Annotated in this window: 24 protein-coding genes and 1 pseudogene; 12 read left to right on the top strand and 13 right to left on the bottom strand. The window is 60.9% G+C overall.

Annotated features, from left to right (window positions below; genetic code table 11):
• Positions 1-87: 87 nt before the first annotated feature.
• The 4 genes from DJ564_RS20295 to pcsA form a co-directional block, all read right to left on the bottom strand.
• Positions 88-1,014, bottom strand: coding sequence for a universal stress protein (locus tag DJ564_RS20295; protein ID WP_109632771.1), 927 nt, complete (start codon positions 1,012-1,014; stop codon positions 88-90).
• A gap of 100 nt (positions 1,015-1,114) precedes the next feature.
• Positions 1,115-1,582 (bottom strand): GNAT family N-acetyltransferase, encoded by a 468-nt coding sequence (locus tag DJ564_RS20290; protein WP_109632769.1) that lies wholly within the window; start codon positions 1,580-1,582, stop codon positions 1,115-1,117.
• A 133-nt stretch (positions 1,583-1,715) separates the two neighbouring features.
• Entirely contained in the window at positions 1,716-2,102 is a 387-nt protein-coding gene (locus DJ564_RS20285) for a DUF488 domain-containing protein (protein WP_109632767.1), read from the bottom strand.
• 6 nt (positions 2,103-2,108) lie between these two features.
• Entirely contained in the window at positions 2,109-2,831 is a 723-nt protein-coding gene (gene pcsA / locus DJ564_RS20280; protein WP_109636136.1) for a phosphatidylcholine synthase, read from the bottom strand.
• Positions 2,832-3,228: 397 nt separating this feature from the next.
• On the opposite strand from pcsA, the gene DJ564_RS20275 reads away from it, so the two are divergent.
• Entirely contained in the window at positions 3,229-3,951 is a 723-nt protein-coding gene (locus DJ564_RS20275; RefSeq protein WP_109632766.1) for a tellurite resistance TerB family protein, read from the top strand.
• Between the two features lie 224 nt (positions 3,952-4,175).
• On the opposite strand, the gene DJ564_RS20270 is transcribed toward DJ564_RS20275, so the two are convergent.
• Positions 4,176-5,627 carry a M15 family metallopeptidase gene (locus tag DJ564_RS20270; RefSeq protein WP_109632764.1) on the bottom strand — a complete coding sequence of 484 codons (1,452 nt, stop codon included), beginning with the start codon at positions 5,625-5,627 and terminating at the stop codon, positions 4,176-4,178.
• A gap of 169 nt (positions 5,628-5,796) precedes the next feature.
• On the bottom strand, positions 5,797-7,002 hold the full coding sequence (locus DJ564_RS20265) for an NAD(P)/FAD-dependent oxidoreductase (RefSeq protein ID WP_109632762.1): 1,206 nt from the start codon (positions 7,000-7,002) through the stop codon (positions 5,797-5,799).
• Between the two features lie 410 nt (positions 7,003-7,412).
• Here DJ564_RS20265 and DJ564_RS20260 point away from each other — a divergent pair, with 410 nt between their 5' ends.
• Positions 7,413-7,721 carry a hypothetical protein gene (locus DJ564_RS20260; protein WP_371922084.1) on the top strand — a complete coding sequence of 103 codons (309 nt, stop codon included), beginning with the start codon at positions 7,413-7,415 and terminating at the stop codon, positions 7,719-7,721.
• A gap of 169 nt (positions 7,722-7,890) precedes the next feature.
• On the opposite strand, the gene DJ564_RS20255 is transcribed toward DJ564_RS20260, so the two are convergent.
• From DJ564_RS20255 to glcD, 4 genes are read right to left on the bottom strand one after another with little or no spacing between them, the layout of a single operon-like run.
• A complete protein-coding gene (locus DJ564_RS20255; RefSeq protein WP_109632761.1) occupies positions 7,891-8,292 on the bottom strand; it encodes a heme-binding protein in 402 nt (133 codons plus the stop codon).
• The gene (glcF, locus tag DJ564_RS20250; RefSeq protein ID WP_109632759.1) at positions 8,289-9,530 is read right to left on the bottom strand and encodes a glycolate oxidase subunit GlcF; all 1,242 of its coding nucleotides are present in this window, start codon (positions 9,528-9,530) and stop codon (positions 8,289-8,291) included. Before glcF ends, DJ564_RS20255 begins: the two co-directional genes overlap by 4 nt.
• Before the next feature lie 3 nt (positions 9,531-9,533).
• Positions 9,534-10,598: a glycolate oxidase subunit GlcE gene (gene glcE / locus DJ564_RS20245; protein ID WP_109632757.1), complete on the bottom strand. Its 1,065-nt coding sequence runs from the start codon at positions 10,596-10,598 to the stop codon at positions 9,534-9,536.
• The gene (gene glcD, locus DJ564_RS20240) at positions 10,598-12,097 is read right to left on the bottom strand and encodes a glycolate oxidase subunit GlcD (RefSeq protein ID WP_109632755.1); all 1,500 of its coding nucleotides are present in this window, start codon (positions 12,095-12,097) and stop codon (positions 10,598-10,600) included. Before glcD ends, glcE begins: the two co-directional genes overlap by 1 nt.
• Positions 12,098-12,331: 234 nt before the next feature.
• Here glcD and glcC point away from each other — a divergent pair, with 234 nt between their 5' ends.
• Entirely contained in the window at positions 12,332-13,099 is a 768-nt protein-coding gene (glcC, locus tag DJ564_RS20235; protein WP_109632754.1) for a transcriptional regulator GlcC, read from the top strand.
• 106 nt (positions 13,100-13,205) lie between these two features.
• Positions 13,206-13,841 (top strand): hypothetical protein, encoded by a 636-nt coding sequence (locus DJ564_RS20230; RefSeq protein WP_109632752.1) that lies wholly within the window; start codon positions 13,206-13,208, stop codon positions 13,839-13,841.
• 40 nt (positions 13,842-13,881) lie between these two features.
• Here DJ564_RS20230 and DJ564_RS20225 read toward each other — a convergent pair whose 3' ends face one another.
• Positions 13,882-14,427: a hypothetical protein gene (locus DJ564_RS20225; protein WP_109632750.1), complete on the bottom strand. Its 546-nt coding sequence runs from the start codon at positions 14,425-14,427 to the stop codon at positions 13,882-13,884.
• A gap of 285 nt (positions 14,428-14,712) precedes the next feature.
• Here DJ564_RS20225 and DJ564_RS32650 point away from each other — a divergent pair, with 285 nt between their 5' ends.
• From DJ564_RS32650 to DJ564_RS32515, 5 genes are all read left to right on the top strand, one after another.
• Positions 14,713-16,716 carry an aminotransferase class I/II-fold pyridoxal phosphate-dependent enzyme gene (locus DJ564_RS32650; RefSeq protein ID WP_109632749.1) on the top strand — a complete coding sequence of 668 codons (2,004 nt, stop codon included), beginning with the start codon at positions 14,713-14,715 and terminating at the stop codon, positions 16,714-16,716.
• 28 nt (positions 16,717-16,744) lie between these two features.
• Positions 16,745-17,533, top strand: coding sequence for a transporter substrate-binding domain-containing protein (locus DJ564_RS20215; protein WP_109632747.1), 789 nt, complete (start codon positions 16,745-16,747; stop codon positions 17,531-17,533).
• Positions 17,534-17,663: 130 nt separating this feature from the next.
• Positions 17,664-18,377, top strand: coding sequence for an ABC transporter permease (locus DJ564_RS20210; protein WP_109632746.1), 714 nt, complete (start codon positions 17,664-17,666; stop codon positions 18,375-18,377).
• 5 nt (positions 18,378-18,382) lie between these two features.
• Positions 18,383-19,081, top strand: coding sequence for an ABC transporter permease (locus tag DJ564_RS20205; protein ID WP_109636133.1), 699 nt, complete (start codon positions 18,383-18,385; stop codon positions 19,079-19,081).
• A complete protein-coding gene (locus tag DJ564_RS32515; RefSeq protein ID WP_109632744.1) occupies positions 19,081-20,088 on the top strand; it encodes a DMT family transporter in 1,008 nt (335 codons plus the stop codon). Before DJ564_RS20205 ends, DJ564_RS32515 begins: the two co-directional genes overlap by 1 nt.
• On the opposite strand, the pseudogene DJ564_RS20195 reads toward DJ564_RS32515, so the two are convergent.
• Positions 20,044-20,529 (bottom strand): annotated as a pseudogene (locus tag DJ564_RS20195) (TetR family transcriptional regulator C-terminal domain-containing protein); the annotation flags it as partial. The gene DJ564_RS32515 and the pseudogene DJ564_RS20195 sit on opposite strands and share 45 nt — an antisense overlap.
• A 170-nt stretch (positions 20,530-20,699) precedes the next feature.
• Here DJ564_RS20195 and DJ564_RS20190 point away from each other — a divergent pair.
• The gene (locus DJ564_RS20190) at positions 20,700-21,716 is read left to right on the top strand and encodes a succinylglutamate desuccinylase/aspartoacylase family protein (protein WP_109632741.1); all 1,017 of its coding nucleotides are present in this window, start codon (positions 20,700-20,702) and stop codon (positions 21,714-21,716) included.
• A gap of 52 nt (positions 21,717-21,768) precedes the next feature.
• Here DJ564_RS20190 and DJ564_RS32190 read toward each other — a convergent pair whose 3' ends face one another.
• On the bottom strand, positions 21,769-21,924 hold the full coding sequence (locus tag DJ564_RS32190) for a hypothetical protein (RefSeq protein WP_178082311.1): 156 nt from the start codon (positions 21,922-21,924) through the stop codon (positions 21,769-21,771).
• Positions 21,925-22,086: 162 nt separating this feature from the next.
• Here DJ564_RS32190 and DJ564_RS20185 point away from each other — a divergent pair, with 162 nt between their 5' ends.
• Entirely contained in the window at positions 22,087-22,467 is a 381-nt protein-coding gene (locus tag DJ564_RS20185; protein WP_109632739.1) for a RidA family protein, read from the top strand.
• A 184-nt stretch (positions 22,468-22,651) separates the two neighbouring features.
• Entirely contained in the window at positions 22,652-24,001 is a 1,350-nt protein-coding gene (locus DJ564_RS20180; protein WP_109632738.1) for a gluconate:H+ symporter, read from the top strand.
• Positions 24,002-24,098: the final 97 nt, after the last annotated feature.

Here is a 24,098-nt window from a genome sequence, read left to right as displayed (position 1 = left end):
GGAGTGTCAATCGACAATGATGTTGCCTGGCACTCCGCCATCGCTAGCGGGCTAGCTCCCACAGGGATATGTGGTGTGTTCAAGGGCTCACTCATCCACCCGCTCGGTATACACCACCCACACGCTGCACGGCATCTTGTACAGCAGGTGCTCCACCGTGCTGCCGATCAACCGACCCAAGCCGCGATGGCCGACCCGGCCCATGACAATCACATCAACGTCATAGGCATCGGCATAACGGGTCAATACCTTGGCCGGATTGCCCATGATCATGTGCCGCTGCTCGGGCGCGATGCCGTTGCGCTCGGCCAATTCGTTGAAGGCGTCTTCCTGGTAGTCGAACAGGGTCTTGGCCTTGCCCGAATTGAAAAATGCCGAACCGTTGTCGAAGCCGAATTCGTCGGCGCTGATGGATGACAAGTCATAGGCGTACACCACGTCCAGCTCGGCGTTGCAGGCACTCGCCAGTTTCGCCGCTTCGTGAAGGATCCGGTCATTGAAGGTTTTGTAGTGATCATCGCGATGGAAAGGATCGACCGCCGCGACGATCCGGCGTGGCAGGGCGTGAACGGCATGGCTGACGAAATGCAGCGGCACCGGGCATTCACGCAGCAAATGCACATCGAGCGGAGTGAACATCAGCCGCGACAGCAGCGATTCGTGCTCCAGTGCCTTGATCAGCACATCCATCGGCTGCTCTTTGAGGTGAATCAGGATTTCTTCCAGCGGCTTTTCGACCCATGCCACCTCGGTGGTGACGTGGACCCCGATCTTGCGCAAGGGGCGGGCCTGCTCTTCGAGCCATTGGCGGTGTCGATCGACGTAGCCCAGGCGAATCTGTTCCAAGGCCTTTTCGTTGACCAGGCTCGCCGTGGCCAAACCTTCCAGGTAATCGAAAGCCACGATGTGTAACGCCGCGTCTTCGGCCTTGGCCAGCGCCGCGGCCCTGTCGAAGGCGGGGCTGTGTTCCATCAGTGGCGAGGCGACCAGCATGAAGCGTGATTGACCAGACATGGCGAACCTCCCGTGGATGAACGAAGAGACAGCAGTCATTCAATCCTTGAGTATTGACCATGATCGAGATCCCGTCCGTCAGCGCGGCGCAGGTTGGGGTTTATGACGGTCGCAGGGCGGGGAGGCGCCTTTCCATTATTAGGGTGCGCTCGGCACCGTGGAATTCATCGCGGACCTTGCGAAAGCCCAGCTTGAAGTAAAAGGCTTCTGCGGTGATGGAGGAGGGGACGCGCAAGACCTCGATTTTCGCTTCGGTGGCGATGGACTCTATGGTTGCCATCAATTGCCTTCCGAGGCCGCGTCCTTGATGGGTGGGGTCGACAAATACGCTGCGCACCACATCGCGATCAAGGCTGGCCGTGGCCACGACACGATTTTCGATCGTTGCGACGAAGACCTGTCGTTGGCTCAACAACGCGCGAACGGATTCGATGGAAAAGCTCTTTTCCACCTGCGCGATGATGTCGGGGGAGTAGTCCTGGGCGTTGGACTGGCGTAGCGACCGGATGATGACCTGGCTGATGGCAGCCGCGTCTGCTGGGGTGGCGGGTCGTATTTGCGGTTTCATGTGCTACCTCAGTCCTTTGAAAACACCACTCCCCCTGTGGGAGCGAGCCTGCTCGCGATGGCTGAGTGTCAGTCGACACCTACATCGGCTGGAAAGCAGTCATCGCGAGCAGGCTCGCTCCTACAGGGAATGATCATGTAATCCGGGCGCCGCGCGCTTCAAGCAGCTCGCGCAATACGGAACGGTGGCAATGCGCCTCTTCCTCGCAATAACACCCGACCGCCAGTGAGGTTTGATGGGAGAGGGCAGCCAGCAGATCCAGCAATTGGCTGGGCGCCGGGTGGCTCATTTCGGCCTTGAACTTGCGCCGAAAGGCCTTCCAGGCTTTCTCATCCTCGGCCGCTTTGGCTTCGGCCACCAACTCGGCGCTGGGCGACAACGACGGCTGCCACACATCATAAAAATCCCGACTGGCAAACTCGGCTTTCGGTACCCCGCGAGGCGGGCGGCGTACCGTGCCGATCCGCAGACCTTCATCAGGCGAACGGGGTGAGCCAAGTCTTACGATGTGGATGGCCATGCCGGGTTACTTGTGACGCGATCCGTCAAACCACTCCATGGCGGTGCGCCAGATGCAGATGCCGAGAAAGTAAGCCGACATCAGCAGCCAAAGCCCCATCACCATCGGGTTGACCACCGGATGGTTCACCACCAGCGACAAGCTGCACAGCAACCAGATGGCGGTCACGGCGATGTTGATCGGCATGAATTTGCGCACGCGGAACGGGTGCAGGAATTTCATCCGCGTTACGGTCAGCAAGGCGAGGCCGATGACGGTCAGGAAGGTAATCCACGGCGACGGGGCGATGATGTAAAGGCACAGGGCCACGACGTTCCACGCGGCGGGGAAGCCCTGGAAGTAGTTGTCCTTGCTTTTCATGTTGACGTTGCAGAAGCAAAACAGCGACGACACCAGAATCAGCGACACGGTCAGCAGCAGCGTGTAGTCCGGCAACGGGATGTAGCGATAGATGAACAGTGCGGGGATGAACACATACGTCAGGTAGTCGATCACCAGATCGAGGATCGACCCGTCAAAGCTCGGCAGCACCGACTGCACATTGACCTTGCGCGCCAGGGCACCGTCCAGCCCGTCGACGATCAGGGCCACGCCCAGCCACAGCAGGCAGTTGGTGGCCTGGTTCTCCAGCAGGGCGAGGGTGGCGAGGAAGGCAGTGACCACGCCGGTGGCGGTAAAACCATGGGCGCCCCATGCTTTGAGCCTGGCGATGTGTAGGGTGGATATCACGGGGGCGTTCTCCAGAAAGTGAAGCAAGCCAGTCATCACCCTCGTTATCAAGGGCGGCGGCAAACCGGTTCGGTTGCAGGTATCGACCGGAAATCCGGGAATAAGGTTCACCGTCAGTGAATCTTAGCTGGGCCGGCAAGAAATACTTCGGATTAATCTGCAGTGCTGTTCACTGAACACCGGCATACAGGCTCACCCGTTTTTGTGGCGAGGGAGCTTGCTCCCGCTGGGCTGCGTAGCGGCCCCAAAAAAATGTGGCAGCAATGCCGGTTTTTGTGAGTGCTACGCACTCAAGCGGGAGCAAGCTCCCTCGCCACAGGCCAAACGGTAATGGCGCATTTGCCGGCGAGGACTATTGTTGCCTGACCGGGTCACTCCCATCGATGAGGACGTCGTCATGAACACCAGCGATTTGCTCGAACAACTCCTGCGGGCCGGCCAGGGCTCCGGGGCGCAACAGGGTGGCGCATCCGCTCAGGACGGCATCGGCGGCGGGCTTGGCGGGTTGCTGGGCGGCCTGTTGGGCGGTGGCGGCGGTTCAGCCATGGGTGGCGGCGGACTGGGTGGATTGCTCGGTGGCCTGCTGGGAGGCGCTTCGCCCATGGGCGGCGCGACCCGGACCCGCTCGGGTGGCGGCACCAACTATGCGGCCCTGGCTTCCCTCGGAATGATGGCATTTCAGGCGTATCAGGCGTGGCAACGCAGTCAGGCGGCTGCGCCGCAACAGGCACCGCGCACGGTCGACTTGTTGTCCGGCCCGGAAGTCGAGGATCACAGCCATGCGATCCTGCGCGCGTTGATTGCGGCGGCCAAGGCTGATGGCCGGATCGATGAATCCGAGAAGCAGATGATCAGCACCGAAATTGGCCGCCACACCGACGACCCGCAGCTGCAGCAATGGCTGGATGACGAAGTGGCCCGGCCGCTGGATGCTGCCGATGTGGCGCAGTCGGCAACGGATCCTGGCATGGCGTCAGAGATGTACCTGGCCAGTGTGATGCTGGTGGACGATCAGCAGGATGCCGAGCGCAACTATCTGGATGAGCTGGCGGCTGCACTGAAGATTGATCCGCAGCTGCAAGTGCATCTGGAGCAGCAGGCCAAGCGTGGTGTGGCATAAGTCATGTAATCCCGAACGCTCTTAACCTGCAGCTGCCGAGCTTGCGAGGCTGCGTTCGGCTACGCAGCAGTCGTCAATCCTTCAAGCTGCGTGCGCCTGAAGGAATATAGGGGGCCGCTTCGCAGCCCAACGGGGGCAAGCCCCCTCGCCACAACGGCAGCTGCAGGGGCTCCGCGCTTACTCGACTGGGACGTGGTTACTCAGCACTCGATTCACCTGTTCTATCAATGCTGCGGCAACTTCCAGCGTCCACGCCATTGCTCATACTGCCCTTCAGGCATCTGCACCAACACCGGAGACTCACGAGGATCCAGCCACTCGAACAACCGCGAAATATCCCCCTGACCCATCGCCGTACACCCCAACGTAGGTGAGTCAGGACCGCGCCAGATATGGAAGAAAATGCACGAACCGCCACCGGGTGACGCCGGCGTGTTGTGCTCGATAAAGATGCCTTTGCGGTAGCCATCCTCTTTGCGCATCCGCTCAGAGCTGTTCCAGTCCTTGGCTGTCGCCGCGCCGTCTACCAGTTCGTTGTAACGTGCGGATTTGCTGTCATCCACGCATTCCGTGGTTGATGTCAGCGCGAGATAAGGCAGTTTTGTATTGCCCGTCGTGTCGTAGCCGAACGCCGTTCCAAGCTTGAATATCCCCGCAGGCGCTTTCCCGTCTCCTTCACGTTTGACCGGTCCTTCACCGGGCTCAACGTTGCCCAGACCCTTGCCCCAGGCCATTCCGTTCTTACCGACCACCACCGCAAACCCGTCACCGACTTTTCGAAAGCTTCCCCCAACCCGCTCATAACGCTGGGCATTGCCCTGAATGTCATCCCAGTTTTTTGTGGTGACCACAATCAGTTGGCGGCTGGTGTCCAGCACTTCGCTGGCACTCAGCGGCGTAATGGGAAAATCCATCACGTTCTTCGGCGCTCCCTCTCCACCGAACGTGAAGTGCCACCACTCTTTCGAGTACCCGGCAAATCCCTCTTTTTCCATGGCGCTGCTGAGTCGCTGACGGTTTTCCTTTGCGGTCGCATTGATGGTCGGGTTGGCGGTATGCGCGCGCTCATCAAAGCAATCGTACCCGGTGCCCATGTCGAGTGCGCCGTCGTGCCAGCGTTGGGCATACGGCGCGGTGCAATCGACTTGTGCGGCCGAAGGTGTCCAGGTGTCGGCGGATGGTGCCTTGGGGCCGGTCAGCGTCAGGTCGACGGTTGAGCCTCTGGAGTGATTCGACACCCGCGCCACATACCCCAGTCGCCAGAAGTCCTGCTTGTCCACGCGCGGATAGAACTCGGCCTTGCGCGGGTCTCCCGGCTCAGTCGCGAAGCGGCCCATATCGGCCACCGCACGGCTGGGTCGATAGCAGTCGAACACCTTCAAACCGTAGCCTTGCTTTTGAAGTGCCTGTTGCACCCGGGCGAGGGCCTGGGCGGTGTCCAGCGACAGCAGGCATTCGGCAGCGGCGTAACCGTCGAGTGGGTGTCCGGTGAAGTTGTGGGCGCTGGCGTAGCGGATGTCTTGCTCGATGGTGGGGTCAATCGTGCGCAGATAGACCATGTGTTCCGGCTTTGACTCGGCACTGGCCATGCCAGGAACGATGAAGCTCAGCAACAGCAGGGATCGCAGGCACGGGCGGCGGCGCGATTGATTCGGGAATGGTAGCAAGGAGGGCATACGAACCTTCAGGTTTAAGCGCATGAAGTTTTTGTCCGGAGAACACTTCAAACGGAGCTTAAACCATGACTGCCCGTGTATGGCCGATTCATGTCCGGCAGCAGGCTTTACGGTGCAAAAACGAAGACGCCCGCGATGTTGTCGCGGGCGCCAGGTTCAGGCCAGGTCTTCAGGCCACCGGAATCATCGGGTCAGCCGCTGCCAAAGCAATGGCCCGATCAGCGGCTGGCGGGTAGATCCACTGGGTGTTGATCTGCGTCTTGAGCTCCTTGGCTTCGTCCTTGACCAGTTTGAGCTGGCGATCCCAGCCTTCGGTGAACACCGCGCCCCAGGCACCCAGGTCGAGGCAGGTCACGTATTTCGGTTGACGGTAAGGGGTTGGCGCGACGCCCAGCAGATCCGCAGCAACGTTGTTCCCGGCGTGACGGCCCAGGGCGATCGCATGCTGGCACGACATGGCGGCGAAGTTGCCAAGATCGTCGGTGGCGGCATAGGCGACGTCGCCGGCGGCATAGACATGCTTCTGGCCCAACACTTTCAGGTTTTCATCGACGTGCAGGCGTCCTTGCGGATCGCGATCGCTGGTCAGATGTTCGGTCAGCGGACTGGCGCGGAAACCGACGGTCCAGATCACCGTTTGCGCCTCGATGTGGCGGCCATCGGCGAGGGTAACGCCGTTGGCGTCCACCGCAGCAACACTCGCGTTGACGATCCATTCGACGCCCAGGTGTTCGGAGGCCTCGATGAGCGACGGACGAATACCGTCACCCAACGTCGCACCGATCTGCGGCGCGCGGTCGACGATGATCACGCGTACGTCCTGGTCATCGCCCAGCACAGCCCGCAGGCGTGCCGGCATCTCGGTGCCGGTCTCGATCCCGGTAAAGCCGCCACCGGCGACCACCACCGTGTTGCGGGCAGCGTTGTACGGCTTGTCCTTGAGGGATTTGATGTGGTTTTCCAAACGCACGGCGGCTTCGATCTGGTCCACATCGAAGGCGTGCTCGGCAAGGCCCGGCACTGCTTTCGGACGGGCCAACTGGCTGCCGGCCGCCAGCACCAGACGGTCGTAGCTCAAGGCCCCCTCGCGACCCGCTTCATCGCGGTAGCTGACGGTCTTTGTCTGCTCGTCGATACGCTCGGCCATGCCTTTGACGAAACGTACGCCGACCGAGTCGAACAGTGCGTCCAGCGGGACGAACATCTTGTGCACGTCGGGTTCGTAGAAGCGGGGACGGATGCGCAATTCCGCCTGAGGCGCCAGCAAGGTGATGTCCACGTCGTTACGGTCGTGCATGTCCAGCAGCCGCGCGGCGCTCAACGCACTCCATACACCACCGAACCCCGCGCCGATAACCAGAATGTGCTGTTTCATGATTTGTTCCTGAAAAGAAGTGGTCAATAGTCTTGAAGGTGTTCTTCACGTTGGCGGGCCGGCAGTCGTCCGCTGTGAGTGCATGGTATTGACCGATTCTGTCGAGCGCGCTTCTACATCGGTTCAGCAAAGTCATACTTCAGTGGGCGAAAGGTATACCAAGGTATTAGCGGGTGGCGGCGAGCCACTTTGCAGCGAGCTTTCAGTGGCGCGCAAGGAGGGCGGGCTTGATGCAGTCCAGCAGCTTGTCGGCGTCACAGGGTTTGGGTAGCCAGGCAACCGTGTGAAGCGATCCACCGTTAACTGGCAAAAGAGGCATTTTGCTGGCCCCGAAGCTTCAAAGTTGTCGCCAAAATCACTTCATTTTCAGGTGGTTAGGCGGAATGCAATTGCGAAGTGTATTTGTCACGATGATCTCGTTTGCCCTGGCCAGCGTTGCAGCCACTGCCCAGGCAAAGGAGCTGGCCTCCAATGATCGGTATATGTGCAGCTGGGGAGCGGGAACGGCAGCGAGGGCCCAGGAACTGAAGCTGGCCGGGGTCTCGCTGTATGCCGCCCGGCAGAAGATTCAGGCGTACAAATTCAACAAGGCGTGGATGCGCATGATGGCGATGGGCATCACCGAGCAGACCTACGACAGCAAGTCGCGATTCAAGCCGGCGGATGTCCGGCAGAGTTTTTATGAGGAGTGCGTGCGGTACAAGTTGGCGCGTAAGTGAAAAGAGTGGGGTGAGGGCTGATGCCAGTCGGCGCCTGGAACAACGCAGAACCTGTGGGAGCGAGCTTGCTCGCGATAGCGAACTGTCAGACAACATCTGCGTTGAATACAAGTTCGCTATCGCGAGCAAGCTCGCTCCCACAGGTTCTGTGGCGTTGATTAGATTTATCTCAATTCAGGCACTGCGCCCCGGCCTTGGCCACTTGCGCATCCTGCTCGGCCTTGACGCCAGACACACCCACCGCGCCAATCACCTGACCGTCGACAATAATAGGCACGCCACCTTCAAGGGAAGTCAGCAACGGCGCCGACAAAAACGCGGACCGTCCTCCGTTGACCATCTCTTCATAACCCTTCGATTCACGCCGGCCAAGGGCGGAAGTGCGGGCCTTTTCGGTGGCGATGTAGGCGCCGATCGGCGCGCAACCGTCAAGGCGTTCCAGGGCCAGAGGATGGCCTCCATCGTCGACAATCACGATGGTCACGGCCCATTGATTGTTCTGCGCTTCACTGCGGGCGGCGCTGAGAATCCGGCTGACTTCGGTCTGGCTCAGTACGGCTTTGCTTTTCATGGGAATACTCCGGGGCTCGATGGGGGCAACGCGGCTTCGACCAGCTCGATCCAGTGCCGGACCGGGGTTCGGCCCGCCCCGTCGAGGTGCGACTGACAGCCGATATTGGCCGTGACAATGACTTCGGGATGACCGCTTTCCAGCGCATTGAGTTTGTTGTCGCGCAGTTGCCGGGACAGCTCCGGTTGGGTCAACGAATAGGTGCCCGCTGAGCCGCAACACAGATGACCATCAGGAACGAACGTCAGGTTGAAACCCAGCCTCGTCAGCAGCGCTTCAACCGCTCCGCCGAGCTTTTGTGCGTGCTGCAAGGTACAGGGGCAATGAAACGCCAGGCGTTGGTCGCTGTGGATGCCGAGCGTTTCCAGCGGCTCGTCGCGCAGTACTTCAACCAGATCCCTGGCCAACGCACTGACCTTCCTGGCCTTCTCGGCATACGCCGGATCGGCGCTGAGCAGGTGGCCGTAGTCCTTGATGAAGGCGCCGCAACCGCTGGCGGTTTGCACAATTGCCTCGGCGCCTTGCTCAATGCTCGGCCACCACGCGTCGATATTGCGGCGCGCGCGATCAAGGCCGGCCGCTTGTGCGTCCAGGTGATAATCGACCGCGCCGCAGCACCCGGCCTCGCGAGCCGGCATAACGCTGATCCCCAGTCGATCCAGGACACGCGCGGTGGCCGCGTTGGTGTTCGGCGACAGACTCGGCTGCACGCAGCCTTCAAGCATCAGCACTTGCCGGGTGTGGCGGGCGGTCGGGCGTTGTTTGGCCGGATACACGTGGCGCGGCAACTTGGCTCCCAGCGTGTTGGGCAGCAGCGCACGGAACACCTGGCCGCTGCTGACCAATGCTTTGAACAGCCCCGGATTGGGCACGATGCCGCGCAGGCCTTCGCGCAACAAGCGCTGGTCGAGTGAGCGCGGCACCGCTGCATCGACCACCGCGCGGCCGATGTCGAGCAAGTTGTGATAGTCGACGCCCGAGGGGCAGGTGGTTTCGCAATTACGGCATGACAGGCAGCGATCCAGATGTTGTTGAGTCTTCTGGGTGACCTCGTTGCCTTCCAGCACTTGCTTGATCAGGTAGATGCGCCCGCGCGGTCCGTCCAGTTCATCGCCGAGCAGTTGATAGGTCGGGCAGGTGGCATTGCAGAAGCCGCAATGCACGCAGGTGCGCAGAATGCTTTCAGCTTCTTCGGCGCGGGGCAGTTGGCGGGCCTGTTCGCTCAAGGTGGTCTGCATGGGTCAAAGCTCCGCGTACAGGCGACCGGGGTTGAAGAGGCCCCGGGGATCAAGTTGGTCCTTCAAGTTGCGGTGGTAGCGCATCAGTGCTGCGGGCAGCGGTTGGAACGGGCTGTCGATCAAGCCGTGGCTGTAGCAGGTCACATGCCCGCCGACTTCATCGACGACTTTGCGAATGAACGCGGCTTCCGCATCTGATTTAAGCCAGCGCTGGGCGCCGCCCCAGTCGATCATTTGCAGGCCGGGCAGGGAAAGCCGTGGGGTGTTGTGCGGGACGGACAAGCGCCAGAGCGGCTGGTCTTCATCAAAGAAACTCAACCGATGTTCGTTGAGATCCGCCCAATACGAACCCTCCAGCAACTCGCCACCCAAGCGGTCATGCGCCGCTTTCACCGAGCCTTCGCCACCTTCAAGCCGCAGGTGCAGGCGCTGACCGTCGTGACACGCAGCGCTGATCGGCAGCGGTTGCTGGCCCCATTCGGCGAGGCGCAGCAAGGCGCGATCACTGTCCATTTCCAGACTGATGCTTAACGCTTGCCGAGGTTTGGGCAGCACCTTCAGCGAGACTTCGGTGATCACGCCAAGGGAGCCATAACTGCCCGCCATCAAGCGCGACAGGTCGTAGCCGGCGACGTTTTTCATGACCTCGCCGCCGAAGCGCAAATGCTTGCCGTGGCCGGTGATGACCCGTGTCCCGAGGACGAAGTCCCGGACCGATCCTGACCACGGACGCCGCGGTCCCGACAACCCGCTGGCAATCATTCCGCCCACGGTGGCGCCGTCACCGAAGGAGGGCGGTTCGCACGGCAGCATCTGCTGCGCCGCGTCCAACACCACGGCCAATTCAGACAGTGGCGTGCCGCAGCGTGCGGTGATTACCAGTTCGGTCGGGTCGTAGCTGACGATGCCGCGGTGGCTGCGCGTGTCGAGGACTTCTCCCGCCGCGATCCTGCCCAGGAACGCTTTGCTGTTGGAGCCCTGGATGCGCAACGGGATGGCGTTTTGCAGAGCCAGGTTGACCTGCTCCAGCAGGCTGTCGCTGTCATCGATATCGTGTTCGCTACGCATCAGAAACGCTCCAGGTCCGGGAAGGGCAACTGACCCATGTGGACATGCATCGCGCCGAACTCGGCGCAGCGGTGCAAGGTTGGAATGTTCTTGCCCGGATTGAGCAGGCCACCCGGATCGAACGCGGCTTTGACGGCATGGAACAGCGTCAGCTCATCACTGTTGAACTGCGCACACATCTGATTGATTTTCTCGCGGCCGACCCCGTGTTCACCGGTGATGCTGCCGCCGACTTTCACGCACAATTCGAGGATCTTTCCGCCCAGGGCTTCGGCGCGATCGAGTTCGCCGGGCTGGTTGGCATCGAACAGAATCAGCGGGTGCATGTTGCCGTCGCCGGCGTGGAAAACGTTGGCCACGCGCAGGTCGTATTCAGCCGACAGCGCAGCAATCGCCTGCAGCACACCGGGCAGTTCGCGGCGCGGGATCGTGCCGTCCATGCAGTAATAATCCGGCGAGAGGCGACCCACCGCCGGGAACGCATTCTTGCGCCCGGCCCAGAAGCGCACGCGTTCGGCTTCATCTTTTGCCTGGCGCACTTCGGTGGCGCCGGCCTGTTCCAGCACTTGGCGCACGCGGTCGCAGTCATCGTGAACGTCGGCTTCGACGCCATCGAGTTCGCACAGCAGAATGGCTTCGGCGTCGACCGGATACCCCGCGTGGATAAAATCTTCGGCGGCGCGAATGGCCAGGTTGTCCATCATCTCCAGGCCACCGGGAATGATGCCGGCGGCAATAATATCGCCCACGGCGCGACCGGCTTTTTCAACGGAATCGAACGCCGCCAGCAGCACCTTGGCGGTTTGCGGTTTGGGCAGCAGTTTGACCGTGACTTCGGTGATCACCCCGAGCATGCCTTCGGAACCGGTGAACAACGCCAGCAGATCAAAACCCGGGGAGTCGAGCGCTTCGGAGCCCAGGCTCAGGTGTTCGCCATCGACGGTGAGGATGTCGACTTTGAGCAGGTTGTGCACGGTCAGGCCGTATTTCAGGCAATGCACGCCGCCGGCGTTTTCGGCGACGTTGCCGCCGATGGAACAGGCGATCTGCGAGGAGGGATCCGGCGCGTAGTACAAGCCGAACGGCGCGGCGGCCTGGGAAATTGCCAGGTTGCGCACACCCGGCTGGACCCGGGCCGTGCGTGCGGCAGGGTCGATGTGCAGGATGTTATTGAAGCGCGCCATCACCAGCAGCACGCCTTTCTCCAGCGGTAACGCACCGCCGGACAACCCGGTGCCGGCGCCGCGAGCGACCACCGGGACGTGAAATTCATGGCAGAGTTTAAGCACGCCCTGGACTTCGTCGAGATGGCGCGGCAGCACCACCAGCATCGGCGTGGTGCGGTAAGCGGAAAGTCCGTCGCATTCGTACGGCTTGAGTTCTTCCTGCTGATGCAGGACTTCCAGGCCTGGCAAGCGAGTGCGCAATGCCTGGAGCAGTGCCGCTCGGTCGACATCAGGCAGAACGCCGTCGACGCGCTCATCGTAGAGGATGTTCATAGGCAGTTCACGACCCTCCGTTGTTTTTATTAGAGGCCTGTTTCTGGTGAAAGCTCACTTGCATCATTGGCCTGGCGCGTCCTACTGTCCATGGGTTGTTTGAGTGGTCGAACCAGTTCCTTGGCGGTGATTTCCGAGTTCATGGAAAAAATAAGCGTCTAAACAGGCAGTTAGAGTTGTATTCGAACGTGTCGGGTTTTGCCGGCAACGCTGGTCATACCAGTTGGAGGCTCGATGGACAGTGCGCAAGTGACCCGCAATCCTCAAGTCGCAGACGTGGTCTGTGAACGCATAGAGCGCCTGATCGTGGACGGGGTCCTCAAGACCGGGCAGCTGTTGCCCTCGGAACGGCGCCTGACCGAAAAGCTCGGCGTCTCGCGCACCGCGCTGCGCGAGGGCCTGAAATTGCTGCGAGCCCGGGGGATTATCAAGACGGAGCAGGGCAAGGGATCGTTTGTCGCGGATCTGTCGGGGCAGGGGGCCGCATCGCCGCTGATGCATTTGTTCAGCTCGCAACCGCGCACGCTCTACGATTTGTTCGAGGTGCGCAGCCTGCTGGAAGGCGAGTCCGCTCGGCTGGCCGCCTTACGGGGCACCGAGGCGGATTTTGTCCTCATCACCCGCAGCTATGAAGCCTTGCTCGATGCTCACACGCGGTCGATGGAAGCGAGCGAACACGCGCGGCTCGATCATGCCTTTCACTTGGCGATTTGCGAGGCCTCGCACAACCCGGTGCTGGTGCAAACCTTGCGCTCGCTGACAGATTTGCTGCTCAACACGGTGTTCGCCTCGGTCAACAACCTCTACCACCGCGCACCGCAAAAGCGCCAGATCGACCGGCAGCACGCCCGGCTCTACAACGCCGTGACCGGTCGCATGCCCGAGCAGGCGCGCAAGGCCGCCATCGCGCACATCCAGAGCATCTGCGAGAACCTCAGGGAAATCGAAAGCGAAGAGCAGCGTCTGGTCAGGGCCACGTTGCGGCTGGAAGGGTGGGCGTGAGGCAGCTCGTTTTTAAGTGATGGCCTTTTACAATCGCTGACAACGCTCTAGAATCGCGGCCAGCCTCCCGCATGGAGGCGCTATGCCATCATCTAAGGGAGTTGTCATGCAATTTGGGAAAGTTCTAGGGTTGGCCTTGGTGCTCGGGCTAAGTGGTTGCGCCAGCTTCACCAAAGACGAAGTCGCTCCGGTCAACCTGCCGTCGATGTCCAGTTATTCGAACAAACCGAACGTCTATGTAGACTTCGATTTCTATCAAGGCGAGCCGAAAAGCGCTTCAGCCGTCGAAATGCCGCAAGCACGCGACATGCTAAAACCCGAACTGCAAAAAGTGCTGAGCGATTCCGGTCTGTTCGGTCGCGTCACGCTGGACGAGTTCCAGAAGCAGCCGGGTGATTACAACCTGCGCTTGAAGGTTTACAACCATCCACCGGGCGGTGGTCAGATGGTCATGGCCTTTATCAGCGGCCTGACGTTTACCGTCATTCCGACCATGGCGACCGACCAATACACCATGAGCCTGGAGACGCTGGATTCGCAAGGGCAGACGCTGACAACCGCGAGCAACCATGACGGGATCAATACCTGGATGGGCATCTGGTTTGTGCCGTTGATGGCCAACACCCCGAAAGAGGCAATCAGCGATACCTTCAGCCGCCAGGTCAATGCGCTGCTCAAGCAAGTCGTCGAGAGCAAAAGCCTGAAGTACTCGGCACTCGATGCAAACGTGCCGCGTGCCTGACAAAAAACAAGAGCCGCACAAGCGGCTCTTTTTTTTGCCCTTACTTGAGGGCTTGAATGAACTGCGGGTCGCTGTACAACGTCTTCAGCAAATCACGAACCATCGGGTTGTAGGCATTGGCGGCATTGGGAATCGCGATGGCGCCGAAAAAGCTACTGTCCCACTGGCGGCTGACATCTTTGGTCGCGTCGTAAACCACCTCATTACCCTTGAGCAACGTAAAGCGCGCCGCAAGCTGGCCCGTTCCGGTGCCCATGCCTGCAGTCAGCTCATTCTTGACCACCAACACATCCAGATGTCGCTGAGCTTGCGGGTTCACCAGGCCCGCCCGGCCCAGCTCTTCGGTAATGGCATCCTGTATATGTTGCGTGATGCTGCCACTCGGCGAGCTGATCGGGTTGGCCCGGACAGTCAACGAGCCCTGACCGGCATCTGCCTTGACCTGAGCATTGCTGATCGATTGCAGGGGTGGAGTCTGCTTGAGTTGTTGGACGTTTTCGAAGCTCGGCTCATAACGGGTCATGGTCACGCCACAACCTTGCAGCAACAGGGCGAACAGGGGGACTAACAGTAGGGACTTTTTCACGGCGTTTCCTTGCGTGAGTGTTTGCGGGGGCAGGATTATCGGTTGATGGCAGATGGCTAGCAACTGGCTTTTAAACGTCTTGTCGACGGCGGCGAGCCGCTTGTCGAAGCCTTTCGTTTTGTCGGCCTGGAAACGGCACGACTGTCGTAAAAACGACCTGTTTACGCTGAACGCGAACCCTGGTCACTTTTCTGTTGAACGAGTGTTCAGCTTCGACTATGTTCGTTCCACCTCCCCGGCTGGTAGCGCGGGCTTGCGTTTCTTCTATTCGAACGAGGCACTGGCATGCGGTTTTCACCCTTTGTTGAGCGGATTTCAGGCGACGGCGTTGCCGCCTGGGATATTCACAATGCGGCCTTTGAAGCCCAACGCCGTGGTGAGGATGTGATCATTCTCAGCGTCGGCGATCCGGATTTTCCCACCCCCGATTTCATCACCGATGCCGCGATTCATGCGCTGCGCGAAGGGGACACCCACTACACCGAAATCGCCGGGCGCCAGGCGTTGCGAGAAGCCATCGCCACCCGATACAGCTTGCTGTTCGACCGCGAGGTGACGGCACCCAACGTGATCATCGCGGCGGGGGCACAGAACGCGCTGTTCATCACCTCGATGTGCCTGCTCAATACCGGCGACGAAGTGATTGCCCTGGACCCGATGTATGTGACCTACGAGGCGACGCTCAAGGCTTCCGGCGCCACGTTGGTACGCGTGCCGTGCGCGGCGGATTCAGGTTTTCGCCTCGATGCCGCCGTGCTGGCCAAGGCCATCACCCCGCGCACCCGGGCGCTGTTCTTCTCCAATCCGAATAACCCTACCGGCGTGGTGCTCAACCGCGAAGAGCTGCAAGCCATTGCCGACCTCGCCATTCAGCATGACCTGTGGGTCGTGGTGGACGAGGTCTATGAGAGCCTGACCTTCGAACGCGAGCACCTCAGCCTGGCGGCGTTGCCGGGCATGGCCGAACGTTGCGTGGTGGTCGGCAGCCTGTCGAAATCCCACGCCATGACCGGCTGGCGTACCGGCTGGATCGTCGCCGATGAAGCCCTCGTGGCGCACGCCGAAACCCTGGTGTTGAGCATGCTTTACGGTTTGCCGGGCTTTGTCATGGAGGCCGCGCTCAAGGCGGTTCAGGCCCATGAAGACGTGACCCACGGCATGCGCGACATCTATCGGCGTCGCCGCGATCTGGTGGTGACCAGCCTGTCGGAGTGCCCGGGCATTTCAGTGCTCAACCCCGATGCCGGCATGTTCGTGCTGGTGGACGTGCGAGAAACCGGCCTGACTTCTCTGGAGTTCGCCTGGCGGCTGTTGCGTGAGGCGCGCGTCTCGGTGCTGGACGCGGCCGCTTTCGGCGAGCCGGCCCAAGGCTTTGTGCGGCTTTCATTCACCCTGGGTGAAGAACGACTGGCCCAAGCCTGCCAGCGCATCCGCGACTTTGTCCTGGTGTTGAAAGGTGAAGCGCCGCGTCCGGTGATCAGCCGTGTTACCTGCGAAGTGGCGGTTGAACCGATCAAGGCCAAGACCATGATCGAGGTCGATGGCCTGCACAAACGCTTCGGCAATATCGAGGTGCTCAAAGGCGTTTCCCTGACGGCCCGTGAAGGCGATGTGATCTCGCTGATCGGTGCCAGCGGCTCGGGCAAAAGTACCTTGCTGCGCTGCATCAACATGCTCGAAGTGCCGGACCAGGGGCGCATTCTGGTGGACGGCGAAAGCATCCACCTGAACTTCGACCGTCCCGGTGCACCGCTGGTGAAGGATGCCAAGCAACTGGTGCGCATCCGTTCCAGCCTGGGCATGGTGTTCCAGAACTTCAACCTCTGGCCCCATCGCACGGTGCTGGAAAACCTCATCGAAGCGCCGACCCAGGTCCTGCGTGAAAGCCGTGCGGAGGCCACCGAGCGGGCCGAAGCCTTGCTCGAACGCGTGGGGCTATCAGCCAAGCGCAACGAGTACCCGGCGTTTCTTTCCGGGGGACAGCAACAACGGGTGGCCATCGCCCGGGCCCTGGCCATGCGGCCCAAGGTCATGCTGTTCGATGAACCCACCTCGGCACTCGACCCGGAACTGGTCGGCGAAGTGCTGCGGGTGATCCGCTCCCTCGCGGAAGAAGGCCGGACCATGATTCTGGTGACTCATGAAATGGCGTTTGCCCGCGATGTCTCTTCCAAAGTCGCCTACTTGCACCAAGGGCTGATCGAGGAAACCGGTTCGCCGGACGAAGTGTTCGTACACCCACGCAGCGAGCGTTGCCGGCAGTTCGTCAACGCTCATCAGACTCGCTGAAAACATCATAAAAAGACGGGGCAAAATCATGGGAAATCGACGTTTGGCAAACTGGATGACGGGCGTGGCTTGCGTGTTGCTGGCCGGGATGAGCGCAGCCCAGGCCCAGCCGATCAGGTTCGCGGTCGCAGCGGAACCCTATCCGCCGTACACCGAGAAGCAGGCCAACGGTGAGTGGAAAGGCTTTGAAGTCGATCTGATCCACAAGCTGTGCAGCGAAATGAAAGCCGAGTGCGAGATCAAGGAAGTGGCGTGGGACGGGATCATTCCGTCGTTGCTGGCGAAGAAGATCGACGTGATTTTCTCTTCGATGTCGGTGACAGAAGAACGGGAAAAACAGATCGCCTTCAGCAAAGCGTATTACGACTCTGTGATTGCGATTGTCGGGCCCAAAGGCGCGTCGGTGAAAAAGTATCCGGATGACCTCAAGGGCAAGATCATCGGTGTGCAGAACTCGACGGTGAGCGCGAGCTACCTCAAGCAGTACTACGAAAAAATCGCTGACGTGAAGTATTACGACACCCAGGACTCGGCCAACGCCGATCTGATTGCCGGGCGCATCGACCTGATGATGGCGGACGGTACGGCCATGGCGGCTTTCGTCCAGACCCCGGATGCCCGCAACAGCAACCTCGAGTATCTGGGCGCCGTGCCGTATGACCCGATCTTCGGCAAGGGCGTGGGCGCCGGTCTGCGCAAGGATGACGCCGAACTCAAGGCCAAACTCGACAAGGCCATCTCCTCTTTACTGGCCAGCAAAGACTATGACGACCTGTCCCAGCACTACTTCGGTACCAGCGTGAAACCCGCGTTCTGACCTGAACACAAATCCCTGTGGGAGCGGGCTTGCCCGCGATGCTTTTGGCGGCCTCAAGGGCCCCATCGCGAGCAAGCCCGCTCCCACAGGGGATTGCATCAGACAGTGATTGCGCTAACCGGAGACTGAAATGCCAGCCATGTTCGAATTGATCAACTTCAGCGAAACAGGATGGGGCGGTGCGCTGTTGAAGGGGCTCTGGATGACCCTGCAAATATCGGCCGGGGCCTTTGTGCTCGGGCTGTTCATCGGTCTGGTGGTGGCCTGCCTGAAGCTCGGCGCGCCAAAACCAATTGCTGCGCTGATGCGCGGTTACACCACCTTGTTCCGCGCGATTCCGGAGTTGCTGCTGATCCTGTTGCTGTACTACGTCGGCTCCATGCTCCTCAATTCGCTGATGACCCAGATGGGTTACGGCACCGTGAATGTCAGCGGTCCGCTGGCCGCCATCGTGGTGCTGGGACTGGTGCAGGGCGCCTACGCCTCGGAGATTTTCCGCGCGGCGATCCAGGCGATTCCCTTCGGCCAGATCGAGGCGGCGAAGGCGTTCGGCCTGAGCGGTTTCGGCCTGTTCCGCCGCGTCACGCTGCCGATCATGGCGCCGTATGCGATGGCCGGGATGGCCAACCTGTGGATCAACCTGATCAAGGACAGCGCCTTGATCAGCGTGGTCGGCACCAATGAGCTGTTGTACACCGCCAAGCAAGGCGCGGGCTCGACGCGTCATTACTTGTTGTTCTACCTCACGGCTGCAGCGTTGTATTACGCGGTGACGTTGGTGTCCAACTATCTGTCTGGACGGCTCGAGCGGCGTATTCGTCGCTGGATGCCTTTGGCTGAGTGAATGAAATGATTCCAGCGTGGATAGTTGAATACGCGGCGCTGTTGGGCCGGGGGCTGCAAACGACCATCACCATCCTGTTGATTTCCAGCGTGTTCGGTTTTGCGCTGGCGGTGCTGGTGGCGCTGGCGCGGATCTCGAAAAACAAAGTGATCGCCAAGGTCAGCCTGTTCTACACCAGCGTGACCCGCGGCACGCCGTTGCTGATCCAGATCTACATCTTCTACTACGGGCTAGGCAGCCTGTTTGCGCAGTTCCCGCTGATACGCGGCAGTTTTCTCTGGCCATATTTGCGTGATGGCTACTGGTACATCGTGTTCGCCCTGGTGGTATCGGTGGGGGCCTATGTCGGCGAAGTGATTCGCGGCGGTCTGTTGGCGGTGCCCAAAGGCGAGATGGAAGCGGCCTCGGCGTTTGGCATGACGCCGCGTCAATCGCTGCTGCGGGTGCGCCTGCCTCGGGCGCTGCGGTTGCTGTTGCCGACACTGGCCGGGGAGACCGTGATGTTGCTGAAATCCACAGCCCTGGCCTCGACGATTGCGATTGTCGATCTACTGGGCGCCGCCAACGTGGTGCGGGCGCAAACCCTGCAGGTTTATGAGCCGCTGTTGCTGGTGGCCGGGGTCTATGTCTGCCTGACGTTCCTGATCGAGGCGCTGTTTGCCTTGGCCGAACGGCGCGGGACGCCCGTGCGCAGGTCGGTGTAATGAGCACGTCGCAGGTCGTCGACCGGTCGCTGCAGGGCATTGGCCTGTGCACCCTGGGGTACGCGTTCCTGACGTTGCAGGACGCGGTCATCAAGTGGCTGGTGGCCGATTATTCGGTGGTCACCATCCTGTTCTGGCGCAGCCTGGTGGTGGTCGTCGCGTGTCTGTTGGCGGGGCGTCTGCGCCTGGTCCAGCGCGCCTGGCGTTCGCCGAGCCGACGCTTGCTGGTGGTGCGCGGTTTGCTGTCGATTGTCGCCTGGCTGCTGTATTACACGGCCGCCCGGGACCTGTCGCTGGCGGAAATGACCACCCTGTATTTTTCCGCGCCGATCATGGTCACGGTGCTGGCGGCGGTGATTCTCAAGGAACGGGCCAGCGGCTGGCAGTGGTTTTCCCTGATCCTCGGGTTTGTCGGGGTGATCATCGCCTGTCGCCCGAGCAACATCGCCGATCCGTGGCCGATCGTGCTGACGCTGCTGGCGGCGATGTGCTGGGCGTTCACTTACATCCAGTTGCGCCAGGTGGATGACCAGACGTCAGTGCTGGAGCAGATGCTGATCACCAACGTGGTGTTTGTGCTGTGCATGACCGTCGCATTGCCGTGGACGTTCACCCCGGCACCGACCCCGGCGTGGCTGGGCATGCTGGTTGCCGGGCTGGTGGGCGGCATCGGTCAGTTCCTGCTGTTCGCCAGTTTTCAGCGAGCTACCGCCACCTTGCTGGCGCCGTTCGAATACACCGGATTGATCTGGGCGTTCCTGCTGTCAAGCCTGATCTGGGGCACGCTGATGGATGTGTCGCTGATGATCGGTGCCGGGCTGATCGCGGTCAGCGGCACCCTGGCGATGATCTTCGGTCGCCACCCGTCACAGGACGTCGTCGGTGCTGAATGCTCCGTGACGCAGCCCCTTTATCCAGCAACGACAGATGTGGAGGCCGTTGGCGGGGCTGAAGGTTTCGGGGTTGAGGCACCACTCGATCCAGAGTCCGTCGAGCATCGCCGATAAACCGATGGCGGCCAGACGGGTGTCGTGGATCACGAAGCCTTCGCTGGCGGCCATGTCATCCAGCAACTGGCGCAGCAGATCGAGATACGCGCTGTAGCTTTTTTCGTGGGACTGGCTGACGTGTTCGGAGTGACGAATCAGGCTCCAGAACACCACCCAGGCGCCCAACAACTGAGGGTCCATGACCCGAGGCGAAAAAGAGCCGCTGAGGAACGCGTCCATCTTTTCGGCGGGCGTGCCGGCCTGCTGGATTTCCTGGAGCAGGGCGGTGGTCAGTTCGCTGGCGATCTTCTGATAAGTGTCGGCGATCAGCGCATCGATGCTGCCGAAATGGTGATTGAGCAGGCCGACGGACACCCCGGCCTCCGTGGCAATGCGGCGCACGGAAATGCCGGCATGCCCGTCACGGACCAGGCAACGCAAGGTGGCGGCCACCAGCATTTCGCGACGCTCATCGGGTTCTGCGCGACGGTTTTTAGGAGGGGTGGTTGTCACAAGGGAATCCTTGGGTGCGGTGCCTGGCTGGCGAGCTTAGTTGAACGTGCGTTCAATCTCCAGTATCGGCAGCGATGCATCGGTTTTTAACGGTCAAGACGGGGGAGGACAAGCAGATGGCGCAGGATATTTCGTTCGGTGTTCGCAACAATAACGGCGACGCGGTGCAAGTCGGCGCCTGGCGCTTCGAGGGCGACGGCAGCGGGCCGACGGTGCATTTACAGGCGGGGGTGCATGCCGACGAAATCGCCGGGATGCTGGTGCTGCATCTGCTGATGCAACGGCTTCAGGTCGCCGAGGCCGAGGGCCGGCTCAAGGGGGATGTGACCGTGGTGCCGCAAGCCAATCCCCTGGGCATCGGGCAGTTTCGCCAGGGACGGATTCTCGGTCGTTTCCACGATGCAACCGGGCATAACTTCAACCGCGGGTTCGACCAGTCGGCCGCGATGGAGCGACCATCGACCAACGTCCAGGAATGGCAGAAAAAACTGGTGCAACTGGCGTCCACGGCGCAAGTGATGCTCGACCTGCACACCGATGACGAAGCCTTGCCGTACCTCTACGTGCACCGCCGTTTCTGGCCCCGTGGCCGCGAACTGGCGGCGGCGATGAAGATGGACGTGGCGATCATCTGGGATGACGGCGGCGACGGCTCCTTTGAAGAAACCATCATTGCGCCGTGGCTGCGCGAAGGCGTCACCGACCAGCGCATGGCCGCGACCCTGGAGTTGCGCGGGCAGGGCGATGTCAGTGACCGGTTGGCCGAGCAGGATGCCGCAGGGCTGTACGCTTGGCTGTGCAGTTACGGGGTCATCGACGAAGCGCTGTCACCCGCTGACTGGCCCGTCGAAGTGATGGAAATGGGGCAGATGGAAACTATCCTCGCGCCGCAACCCGGGGTGCTGATCTTTGAAAAGGAACTGGGTGATTTCGTCGAGGAAGGGCAACGGTTTGCGCGGATTCTGCGACGGCCCGGTGATCCGTCTTCCGAAGTGGTGCTGGTGGCCGAGCAAGCGGGGCGGATGGTTACTCGCTACCGGGACCGGCTGGTGTCGCAGGGCATGGTGGTCGCGAAATTCACCGGAAGCCGGATTTCGCGCAACTGGAGTGGCGGGTTGCTGGACCCAAACTAGGTGCGGAGCATGCGGCCATCCCCGCTGAACACACGCGGGGATGGCCTTCACGCTAGTTCCCATCCGCGACTTTGCGTTCTATCTCGTCTATTTTCCGTTGGAGCGCCTCGGCTTCATTCTCTTCGGGAGGCGTTGTTTCATCGACCTCTTCGGCGTCCCTGTCTTTGCGATCCCTTTCGGTGTCACTGACACTGTCATCGTTGTTCATCGTGCGTACCTCCGTTGACCTACACATTGGATGCAGCACCTGGGAGGGAGTTCGAGATTTTTTCCTGGGGGCAGCCGCGCATGCATTCCAGCCTGCGGGCTGTAAACTGTCCGCGCAAAAGGCATCGACCGCCTCTTTACCTCCTCAAGCACGAGATCCCCCATGGCAAACCAAGACATCGCGTTTACTCCTGATCCTGACGCGGATTCCATCTCCTCCGACGTCACCGGCTTCGGCGGCATTCTGGTCTCCACGCAGATTCCCACCCGCGCCGACGGCAGCCTGGAACTGGGCGACATCACGCTGCAAAGCGAATGCACGTTGCAGGCGCTGAAGGTCGCGCTAGAAGGCGCCGGCAGTTCCATGGACCGGGTTCTGCACCTGACCATCTACCTCACCGACATGGCCGACCGCGCGGCGTTCAACGAAGTGTACAAGCGCTTCTTCGCCAAGCCGTGGCCGGTTCGTGCCGCCGTCGGCGTGGCCGCGCTGGCAGTCGAAGGCATGCGCGTGGAAGTCACCGCGATGGCCGCCAAAGCCTGACGTTTTGGGTCAGGCGTGATGAAAATCCGCCTGACCCAGTTTCAAAAACACCGAGGCTTCATGCCTCTGCGCGACAACCCTTATCCCTCTACGAAAATTAGTTTCGCCTCGTTTGAAAATCACGCCTCGAAATGTTTTATGAGTTTCACAACCCATTCGACGTGACCCTTTCGAGGAGTACCGCATGACCCTGTCCTTCGGCTATTGGCTGCTGGTGTATGCCGCCATCGCCATCATTGCCCTGATCGTTCTGATCGCCCGTTACCGACTTAATCCGTTCATTGTCATCACCCTCGTGTCCATCGGCCTCGCCTTGCTGGCGGGCATGCCGCCGTCCGGCGTGGTCGGCGCCTACGAGGCCGGGGTCGGCAAGACCCTGGGACACATCGCGCTGGTGGTGGCGCTGGGCACCATGCTCGGCAAGATGATGGCCGAGTCCGGCGGTGCCGAGCAGGTGGCGCGCACCTTGATCGACCGGTTCGGCGAGAAGAATGCGCACTGGGCCATGGTCTGCATCGCGTTTCTGGTCGGGCTGCCGCTGTTCTTCGAGGTCGGTTTTGTGTTGTTGGTGCCGATCGCCTTTACCGTGGCGCGCCGGGTCGGCGTGTCGATCCTGATGGTCGGCTTGCCGATGGTCGCCGGCTTGTCGGTGGTGCATGCGCTGGTGCCGCCGCACCCGGCGGCAATGCTGGCGGTGCAGGTGTATGGGGCGTCGGTCGGGCAGACGTTGATGTACGCGATTCTGATCGGCATTCCGACCGCGATCATTGCCGGTCCGCTGTACGCCAAATTCATCGTGCCGCGCATTCAACTGCCGGCGGAGAACCCGCTGGAACGCCAGTTTCTCGACCGCGAACCGCGCGACAGCCTGCCGGGGTTCGGCATCACCATGGCGACCATTCTGTTGCCGGTGGTGCTGATGCTGATCGGTGGCTGGGCCAACCTGATTTCCACACCAGGCAGCGGCTTTAACCAGTTTCTGCTGTTCATCGGCAACTCGGTGATCGCGCTGCTGCTGGCGACACTGCTGAGTTTCTGGACCCTCGGCATCGCCCAGGGTTTCAACCGCGAATCGATCCTCAAGTTCACCAACGAATGCCTGGCACCGACCGCCAGCATCACCTTGCTGGTGGGCGCTGGCGGCGGTTTGAACCGGATTCTGGTGGACGCCGGCGTGACCAACCAGATCGTCAGCCTCGCCGATGAATTCCACCTGTCACCGCTGATCATGGGCTGGCTGTTTGCGGCGTTGATGAGGATCGCGACCGGGTCCGCCACGGTGGCGATGACCACCGCCTCGGGCATCGTCGCGCCGGTGGCCATCGGTCTGGGTTATCCGCATCCGGAGCTGCTGGTGCTGGCGACCGGCGCCGGCTCGGTAATTTTTTCCCACGTCAACGACGGCGGCTTCTGGTTGATCAAGGAATACTTCAACATGACCGTTGCCCAGACGTTCAAGACCTGGACCGTGCTTGAGACCATTATTTCGGTGGTGGCGTTTGCGCTGACCTTGGGTCTCTCTTACTTGATCTAACTCGAACACTCCGATCGCTTTCCTCAAGGCTCATGGTCACCCATGGAGCGCGTGATTGTGCGCGCCGCTGTTGGGTGCCAGGGGCGGATCGCGGTCG

The organism is Pseudomonas sp. 31-12, assembly GCF_003151075.1.
Taxonomy (GTDB): domain Bacteria; phylum Pseudomonadota; class Gammaproteobacteria; order Pseudomonadales; family Pseudomonadaceae; genus Aquipseudomonas.
The sequence above is the reverse complement of the archived record's forward strand: the minus strand, read 5'-3'. Positions and strand labels throughout refer to the sequence as shown.